This window comes from Marinobacter sp. (assembly GCF_040882185.1).
Lineage (GTDB): Bacteria > Pseudomonadota > Gammaproteobacteria > Pseudomonadales > Oleiphilaceae > Marinobacter.
In genome coordinates, this window is sequence record NZ_JBBEBW010000038.1 from 1 (window position 1) to 9,555 (window position 9,555).

A 9,555-nucleotide genomic window follows, 5' to 3' on the forward strand; every position below is an offset into this window, starting at 1 on the left:
CTAGGCGCAGTGGCGAAGGTTTGGTGGTTCCAAATCGAGACGTTGCAACGCGGCTTTCAATGCCCTCAGCGGCTCCCGAAGGGCGCGACGCTGGGGTTTCTGGCCGGTGTTGCCTGCCCTTGATATGGAACCACCATACCTTCGGACAGGCGCCTTGGCCAGAAACCCCAGCGTCACGCAGTAGGTCAACGAATTAACCAGACGGGACACTAGCACTTGCTTTCAAAATGACACTTGGGCAAGGAGCGTCTGCTCATGAGCGTCTTCAGCACATACGTAATGCGAGAATGAAATTGAATTATGCTGGTGCCCAGCTTCAAGCATTACAACTACAAAAGCGTTAAATCGAGCAATGTGCTCTTTGGAGCATTGTCCAAGCTACCTTAAATAGCCCATCTCGGCGCTTACAAAAAGGTCCGCTTTCCAATGTACGGCTCGGCCAGAACTTTCGACGTATGTCGCCATGATGAACATGACTAGGCTGAAACCGTTTTATCCAGAGGGAGGGGCAAGTCAAGATACCGGTGTGCGACAAACGCCAATTCAACGACCTGCCTGACTAATGTGAGTGATCAAGTAAGTTGATGACATGGCCTGACGCGTCCGTTCCCATTAGGCTAACGTCTGTTTGGAGAAACAAGTCCCTCCTGCCGCATCCGACGATAAACGGTTGGGCGGGAGATGCCCAACTCCCGGGCCACCGCCGACACATTCCACTGTTTTCTTTGCAGAGCCGCCGCCAATAGCGCGTCACTGGTATTAGCTCCGGCTGTGCAGGATGGCGCTGTCTCTGGCTCATCACACCGGAGGCCGGCTGCAGGCGCAGGCCCGCCGTCAAGGCACTCTTCCGGAAGGTCGTTAGTGGTTATCTCAATGCCATCGGAGGTAGCCTCGGCAAATGTCAGGGCATTGGTGAGCTGTCGAATATTCCCTGGCCAGGGGCAGGCCAGCATTGCGCTCATGGCATCGGCCCTGATGCCTATTTCCGGCAACATTCGGGTCTCTATCAAACGCCGCAGTACTGAACGGATCACGAACTGTTTGTCGGCCCGCTGGCGCAGGGGTGGCAGCCGCAGGATAGCCCCGTTCAGCCGGTAATACAGATCCGCTCTGAACTTGCCCGCGTCCACCAGACTGGCAATATCCTGATGGGTGGCGGCAATAATGCGGCAATCCACCTTAAGCGGCTTGTCAGCGCCCAAAGGGAAAATCTCCCCTTCTGCCAGTACCCGTAAAAGTCTTGTTTGAAGTTGCAGCGGCATGTCGCCAATTTCATCCAGGAAGAGCGTGCCACCATGAGCCTGCTGTATCAAACCGGACATGCCTTTTGGCCGGGCTCCGGTAAACGCGCCAGCGGCATAACCGAACAGCTCGCTCTCAATCAGTGACTCGGGGATGGCGGCGCAGTTAACCGCGATGAAGGACTTGTCCGCGCGACGACTTGAATCATGAATCGCTTTCGCCAGAACTTCTTTACCGGTGCCGGTTTCACCCAGTATCAGCAAACCCACATCCCGGTTGCGAAATCTTTTTGCAAGCGACAGGGTACGGCGCATCACCGGGTCATCATCCGCCAAGCCGTCCAGAGCTGGCACGGCTTTTTCCCTTTCATGCTCCGGATCGGGAAGAGCAACCGGGATATGCCGGGGTTCGATAAGTGACGCAAACAATGTCTCTCCACTACTGCGCACCTGAAAGGCTCTCACCTGGTCTTTATTGTCATAGGGAATCGTCCAGATATCGGGCATTTCACAGTCAAAGACATCCGACAGAAGAGACCCCTTCCAATCATATGCTCCAGCTTTTGCCTGATCCAACAGTCTCCTTGCGTTGGTATTGGCCGCAATGACAACACCTCCAGTATCAATCGCGAACAGGCATTGGGCATTAATTTGCACGAACTCCCGCGATGGATCACAGCGAAAAATCAGGCTGTCGCTGAATATTCGACGGAAGTAGGCGTCCTCGATCATCCGCGCATAGAGCTGGGTGAGATGCATGGCGAAATTCTGACTATGACGGGCATTCGGAGAGTCCAGCGCTGAGATGTCGAGAACGCCCAGTAAATTGCCCTGGGGGTCGGTAATTGGCGTCGCCGTGCAAGTCAGGGAGATATGGGTGGCGTCAAAATGATCCACGCGATGACAGGTCAAGGGCAGTTTTTCTGCGATACAGGTGCCCACGGCGCAGGTACCTGCGTATTGCTCGTTCCAGTCCGCGCCCAGATAAAGCCCGGCCTGTCGCAAACGGCGGTCGTGGCGCTTGTCGCCGAGAAATTGGACGGTTATGCCTCTGTGGTCCGTCAGGAGCAAAACATAACCCATGCCCGTTATCTGGGAATGAAGTTGCTCCACGCCGGCCCGGGCCACATTCAAAAATTCGTCCACCGAGTCCTGATGTTCTCGCAGGATCTGATGGGTGACGATGCGTGCTTCCCGGGGCTGGCTCGGGTCCAGCCCGTAATCATTGAGACAGCGTTTCCAGGACCGGCCAATCAGCGCTTGGCCGGGAAACGCCAAGGTCGAATCCGATTCCACATACTGAAGTATCGCCTCGATATGCTGACGTTGTGCAGATTGAAGGCTCATAGCAGAGGCCTCTATCTATAAATTGACTGTCTCCGCGTGGAGACTCGACTCAGAGTATAAACCTCTTGAGAGTTGGCGATATGGTCCATTCGTACAATTTTTGCACATTTACACCTGTATGACCCATAGGCCTTCGGCCGTTACAGGTGTAACGAAAATCCTCCTTACCTTTCAGGAGCCAGATCTTTAACCTTTAGCTTATCAATTTATAATTATCAATAAAAACAAATATCTGAACAAAAAATGATTAGGCAGCCCGGGGTTGGCACGGTCCATGCGAACGCTTGAATACATGCCGGAAATACCAAGGCGTGGTCAGGCCCTTACAAACAAGACCAAAATTGACAAGGGAAAAATCATGACGAATCAAGCGTTAACCCCTACCCAGAAGATCCAAAACTGGCTGGCCGAACTGAAGTCTATCCTGCAATCGGATCAACCACAGAATGCCGCAGAGCTATTCGACGAAAACGGCTTTTGGCGCGATCTTGTCGCACTGACCTGGAATATAAAAACCGTCGAAGGGCGGCAGAGTATCCGCGACATGCTGGGCGCCACGGCAGCCGGCGCCCAGCCCCATGATTGGAAGGTAGACGGTGAAGCCACCGAAGCTGATGGCGTCACCGAAGGCTGGCTGACTTTCAAGACCAATGTAGCCCAGTGCGAGGGCCAAATCCGGCTAAGGAACGACAAGTGCTGGACCCTGTTGACCGCAATGACCGAACTCAGGGACCACCCGGAACCGAGGAGCTCTCTGCGTTCGAAAGGCGCCAGACACGGTGCGGACAAAAGCCGGGCGAGTTGGGCCGATGAGCGCCGCGAAGAAATCGAATCCCTCGGATACACAGAACAGCCCTACTGCGTCATCGTCGGCGGCGGCCAGGGCGGCATAGGTCTTGGGGCGCGCCTACGCCAATTGAATGTGCCTACTATTATTCTGGAGAAGAACCCCAAGCCGGGTGATTCCTGGCGCAACCGTTATAAATCGCTTTGCCTCCACGACCCGGTCTGGTATGACCATCTGCCCTATATCCCTTTCCCTGACAACTGGCCCATATTTTCACCCAAGGATAAACTCGGTGACTGGCTGGAAATGTACACCAAAGTGATGGAACTTAATTACTGGGGCTCAACCGAGTGCACAAGCGCAAGCTACAATGAGCAGACCGGTGAATGGACGGTGGAAGTCAATCGGGACGGCGAAAAACTGACCCTGAGACCTAAACAACTCGTGCTTGCCACTGGAATGTCGGGTGTGCCCAATATGCCGGACATCCCCGGCATGGAAACTTTCAAGGGCGAACAGCAGCACTCCAGTCAGCACCCTGGCGGAGAAGCTTATAAAGGCAAAAAAGTCGTGGTGCTGGGGGCCAACAATTCGTCGCACGATATCTGTGGCGCGCTCTGGGAGAACGATGCTGACGTCACCATGGTTCAGCGGTCTTCAACGCACATTATCAAGTCGGACACCCTGATGGAGCTGGTGCTGGGCGGGCTTTACTCGGAGGAAGCTGTACAAAGCGGCATCACTACCAACATGGCTGACATGACCTTTGCCTCCATCCCCTTCCGTATCATGCCGGACTTCCATATTCCCGTATACGAGCAGGTCGCCGAACGCGATGCCGACTTTTACGAGCGCCTAAAAAAAGCCGGCTTCATGCTGGACTTCGGTGAGGATGGCTCCGGGCTCTTCATGAAGTATTTGAGGCGCGGCTCCGGCTACTACATCGATGTGGGCGCCTCGGAGCTGGTAGCCGACGGCGAGATCAAGCTGAAGAGCGGTGTGACCATCGAAAGAGTCAACCCGGAGTCAGTCACGCTTTCGGACGGCACCGAATTGCCCGCTGATCTCATCGTCTACGCGACAGGTTATGGCTCGATGAATGGCTGGGCGGCGAAAATCATCTCTCAGGAAGTGGCGGACAAAGTCGGAAAGTGTTGGGGTATGGGCTCCGGCACCACCAAAGACCCTGGCCCCTGGGAAGGCGAGCTGCGCAACATGTGGAAGCCAACCCAGCAACCGGGCCTCTGGTTCCACGGTGGCAATCTCCACCAATCCCGGCACTACTCCCGCTATCTCGCCCTGCAGCTGAAAGCCCGCATGGAAGGCATCGAGACGCCCATTTACGGCATGGAAGAAGTTCATCACCTGTCTTGATTAATCACACAGGCCATACTTGGATACGCGCAGTATTTAAGTATCCGGGTTTTCTATCTACATTGTATGGGTAAACGCGAAAGCCGCGTTGCCAAGCAACAATCACAACAAGAGGCCAACACCATGATCTATGCAAACCCCGGCACCGAAGGCTCAGTTGTCTCCTTCAAATCCCGATACGAGAACTACATCGGCGGCGAATGGGTCGCCCCGGTCAAAGGCCAGTACTTTGATAACATCACCCCGATCACCGGTGAGGTGATCTGTGAAATCCCCCGGTCCCAGGCGGAGGATATTGATCTCGCCCTGGATGCCGCCCACAAGGCCGCGCCTGCCTGGGGCAAGATGTCCACCACCGAACGCTCCAATATCTTGCTGCAGATCGCGGACCGCATGGAGCAAAACCTGGAAATGCTGGCGGTCGCCGACTGCTGGGATAATGGCAAAGCGGTGCGGGAAACCATCAATGCCGATATCCCGCTGGCCATTGACCACTTCCGCTATTTTGCGGGCTGTATACGCGCCCAGGAAGACACCTCCAGCGCCATCGACAGCAACACCGTGGCCTACCACTACCACGAGCCGCTGGGTGTCGTCGGCCAGATTATTCCCTGGAACTTTCCGTTGCTGATGGCGACCTGGAAGCTGGCGCCTTGCCTTGCGGCCGGTAACTGCACGGTGATGAAACCTGCCGAGCAGACTCCGGCCAGCATTCTGGTGCTGATGGAACTGATTGGCGATCTGCTGCCACCGGGCGTGCTGAATATTGTGAACGGTTATGGCGTAGAGGCGGGTCAGGCCCTGGCATCCAGCAAGCGCATCGCCAAAATAGCATTCACCGGGTCCACTCCAGTGGGTTCTCATATCCTGAAATGCGCGGCGGAGAACATTATTCCGTCCACCGTGGAACTGGGTGGCAAATCCCCCAATATCTACTTCTCCGACGTAATGAAAGCCGAGCCGGAATTCGTCGACAAGTGCGTGGAAGGTCTGGTGCTGGCGTTCTTCAATCAGGGCGAAGTCTGTACCTGCCCGTCCCGCGCGCTGGTGCAGGAAGACATGTACGACGAGTTCATGGCCATGGTGATTGAGCGCACCAAGGCCATCAAACGCGGCAACCCGCTGGATACCGACGTGCAGGTAGGTGCCCAGGCCAGCAAGGAGCAATTCGACAAGATCATGTCCTACCTGGAAATCGGCAAGCAGGAAGGCGCGGAAGTGCTGATTGGTGGCGGACGCCAGGAAATGGAAGGCGAGTACAACAACGGCTTCTACGTTCAGCCCACCCTGTTCAAGGGTAAGAACAACATGCGGGTGTTCCAGGAAGAAATCTTCGGTCCGGTGGTCGGTGTGACCACCTTCAAGGATGAGGAGGAAGCCCTGGCCATCGCCAACGACACCGAGTTCGGCCTGGGCGCCGGTCTGTGGACTCGCGACATCAACCGCGCCTTCCGCGTTGGCCGTGGCATTCAGGCGGGCCGCGTGTGGACCAACTGTTTTCACCAGTATCCGGCCCACGCTGCGTTTGGTGGTTACAAGAAGTCCGGTATTGGCCGGGAAAACCACAAAATGGCGCTGGATCACTATCAGCAGACCAAAAACCTGCTGGTGAGCTACGACATCAATCCGCTGGGGTTTTTCTGAGTTATCAGAGCGGGTAACCGGGGCTCGTCCAAGAGGTCCCCGGGTGGCGTTTTGAGTAAGGACGTCGGCTGTTACGATCGAGAGTTATCGGCAGCCTGGCGGATCTAAGCAACCGTTGCGAACAAGGCCGTGAATACCGCTAGAAACGCTAGGGAGCCTCTGATTAACTCCTGAATCGTCTCTGCGCGCCCTTTGGGGCTTTCAGAGCGATTCACACTCCGCGTTGCGACTTCTTGCAAGGTCTAGACATGACTGCAAAGTCGCGCCTTGATTGTGAATCGCTCTGAAAGCCAGAGGCGATCCAGGAGTTAATCAGAGGCTCCCTAAGTACCGAACTCTCCATTCTGAAGCAGCGTCAACTGATAGGCTGTATTCAACGATAGTGGGTAACGGCTGGCGCGATACTGCCATCATTACAACTTAGCTCCCCCCTAGGAAAAATGACCACAAAGCAGACCTTTTCAGATAGGGGGCCTGCACAATTCGCTATTCGGACAAAGCACGCTGAGGTCGCAAAGCGAACATTCATGAAAGGCGATCAAAGTAAACGGAATGGCCTTCGCTTGAGGCTATGGGAGATAGGGCGTTGTGCGATAACCTTCCCGCTAAGGTTACAGTCTCCACCATGTTCGATAAGCTTCAGAACCACCATGTCTTGGCCCTTGTATGCGGCCAAAGCCAGGTGTAATGGCCGGACGCTTGCGATTGGTCGACACACTACACTCGCACTTTACGCACAACAGCACTCGTATCACGTCGGCTTTTGTTACACTTTTAAGCCAAGCCTCGCGCCGTAGCACCACCTAATCCTTTGAACGCACTTTCTTGTCGAGAAGAAGGCGTTAATATTGCACAAATGCCGTAGTTTCGATATGGAAAGGAGAGCCCCAAAGAGCCTTTTCAGCCGCTTTTAGAGAAAGACCTTCTTCATCCCACTTTTTTATTCTGTTCAATGAATCATCAAACCACTCCGAAGTTAAGCTCATATCTTGATCCTGGCCTAGCAGAGCGCGGAGGGCCGTATTACTAATGGCCTCATTATGTGTTTAAAAGTCAGTGAACCGAAGGTATCCCATTCAGCTTGCGTGGCAAACTGGACTTGCCTCTCTGTTATAGCCGTACCCCGAAATGTCGGGCCGTTCAAAACTGAAAAATCCGACATCATAGATGTCTTGAGCCAGAGGCAAATGCTGATATTAGGGCGATGAAGCAAACCGTTGAGAGAATTTAGGGAGATTGAGTCCGGGCGCGTTGCTCTCGTTGGCGCGTGCCGGGCGCCCGGGTAAGAGACCCGGATCACTGGCCCTTCTGCCAGTCAGATGTGAGCTGATAACCAACCCCTCTGCCCGTGGACCCGCCCATGGTCTCGATCACCCCCATATCGACCAGACTCCTGATATCTCGGGTTGCCGTAGCGGACGGCGATTTCGTCATGGACTGGTAGCGCTGGCGGGTCAGCTTGAACGTACCCGGGACCTCTGAATCCAGCATCTTGTTGAGCACTTTCCTCTGACGATCATTGACCGGCATAGTCTCCAACTTCTTCCAGAGTCGGGTTTTGTCTACTGTGGCCCTGATTCGGGTTACCGTTCGGGTGATCGCCAGTTCCATGGTACTTAGGTACCACCGTACCCATGGAGTCACATCGACCGGACTATTCTTCTGGGTGTTCTCCAACATTGAATAGTACCCACGCCTATCGGCGTAAATTGCCGTTGGCAACGCAAACCATCGCGCCACTGAGCCATCGGCTCGAGCGAGCACGAAGTCGCCGATGGCCCGAGCGATCCGGCCGTTTCCGTCATCAAAGGGATGGATGGTTACAAACCATAGGTGAGCCAGGGCAGACATGATCTCTGGCGGCACTTGTTCGCGGACAGTTGAGGAATTCACCCATGCGATAAACGAATCCATTTCCTGGTCAACCCGGTCCCGGGGTGGCGCCTCATAATGCACCCGACGTTTATTGATCGGGCCCGAGACCACCCTCATGGGATCATCGCCCCGCCAATCCCCCACAATAATGCCATCTGCAGAAGGTGAGTCAGCCGGAAACAACCAGGTGTGCCATTCCAGAAGCCGGGATTTGGTGATCTGATTGTCTTTGCGGGACGTGGCATCCATCAGGACCTGGACAATCCCCTCTTCATCCGGAGACATGGGAGAGCCGTCAGAGGCAAGGTTGAGGCGCTTTGCCAGGGACGATCGAACCGAGTTGGCGTCCAGTCGCTCCCCCTCGATGGCAGCAGAACTGAGGATGTTTGATAGCATGCCGTCGAGTTCCTGGGCCCGCTCACCACCGGCAAGCCCGCCCGCGGCACCAATCAGCTCACCCTCAAGCAGGGTGACCCGGCGCAGGATCATACCGATATCGCTACCGCTCCAACCCAGTTCTGGCCATTCGGGGTATTCCCAGATCCAGCGCGGTCTTTGTGTCGACACCATTTCAAGCTCTCCGGCATTTTCGAACCAATTCTGATCCATCCTAACAGCTAATCGAATCAAATAGTGATTCGTTTATTGGACAAAACCGATCACTTAATGATTCGATTTAATCAATAAACGAATCACCCAGCCTGGCCTGGCCCGTTCCGGCTTTACCAGTGCAACTAAAATCGCCATCGAGCGCCAACAAAGCGGGAACTGCGAATAACGGATGTTTTGTAAAAAGGCAGGATGCACCAAGCCGAAATGCATGAACAAAACCCGCTATTTGCGCTACTCTTGTCCTCTCAAATTGGAAATTTGAAAGGACAAAACATCATGATGCGACTTGACCAGTTGCGCCTATTTTTCGAGGCTGGGGATCTGCTCTCAGCAGAAATCGTCACCGCGCCTTTAGAACCTGGCCCCGAGGCCCGCTGGATGCTGGAATGCCGGAGACGTAACGGATCGCATATGGCGCTGGCCCTGAATCGCCGCAAGGCCGGGCGAGAGCAGGTTCGGATCTTCAATAGCCTTGATGCCGCCTTTGCGGCTGCGAAGGCGATCGGGTTTCAGGCGGCAACAATACGATCATAGCCAGCCAATTTATCAGTGTCAGCCGGCCGCCGTACGCTTTCGGACTACGGGTTCAATGCCATGACCAAAAGGCGGACCTTTTCAGATAGGGACCTACCCAATCCGCTATTCGGAAACAAAGAACGCTGAGGTCGCAAAGCG

At 54.8% G+C, this 9,555-nt stretch carries 6 protein-coding genes; 3 read left to right on the forward strand and 3 right to left on the reverse strand.

All coding sequences use genetic code 11. The features are described 5' to 3' along the window. Positions 1 to 617: 617 nt before the first annotated feature. Positions 618 to 2,588 carry a sigma-54-dependent Fis family transcriptional regulator gene (locus tag WEB64_RS17735; RefSeq protein ID WP_368058437.1) on the reverse strand — a complete coding sequence of 657 codons (1,971 nt, stop codon included), beginning with the start codon at positions 2,586 to 2,588 and terminating at the stop codon, positions 618 to 620. Positions 2,589 to 2,946: 358 nt separating this feature from the next. On the opposite strand from WEB64_RS17735, the gene WEB64_RS17740 reads away from it, so the two are divergent. Together WEB64_RS17740 and WEB64_RS17745 are read left to right on the forward strand one after the other, a co-directional pair. After that, positions 2,947 to 4,749: a flavin-containing monooxygenase gene (locus WEB64_RS17740; RefSeq protein ID WP_368058435.1), complete on the forward strand. Its 1,803-nt coding sequence runs from the start codon at positions 2,947 to 2,949 to the stop codon at positions 4,747 to 4,749. A gap of 123 nt (positions 4,750 to 4,872) precedes the next feature. Beyond that, positions 4,873 to 6,393, forward strand: coding sequence for an aldehyde dehydrogenase family protein (locus WEB64_RS17745; RefSeq protein ID WP_368058434.1), 1,521 nt, complete (start codon positions 4,873 to 4,875; stop codon positions 6,391 to 6,393). Positions 6,394 to 7,235: 842 nt separating this feature from the next. On the opposite strand, the gene WEB64_RS17750 is transcribed toward WEB64_RS17745, so the two are convergent. Beyond that, complete coding sequence (locus WEB64_RS17750) at positions 7,236 to 7,379, reverse strand: hypothetical protein (protein WP_368058432.1); 144 nt, start codon at positions 7,377 to 7,379, stop codon at positions 7,236 to 7,238. A gap of 310 nt (positions 7,380 to 7,689) precedes the next feature. Next, the gene (locus WEB64_RS17755; protein WP_368058430.1) at positions 7,690 to 8,838 is read right to left on the reverse strand and encodes a DUF4172 domain-containing protein; all 1,149 of its coding nucleotides are present in this window, start codon (positions 8,836 to 8,838) and stop codon (positions 7,690 to 7,692) included. Positions 8,839 to 9,156: 318 nt separating this feature from the next. Between WEB64_RS17755 and WEB64_RS17760 the strand changes: the two genes are divergently transcribed. After that, positions 9,157 to 9,414, forward strand: a complete 258-nt coding sequence (locus WEB64_RS17760) for a hypothetical protein (protein WP_368058428.1) — start codon at positions 9,157 to 9,159, stop codon at positions 9,412 to 9,414. The last annotated feature ends 141 nt before the right edge of the window (positions 9,415 to 9,555 follow it).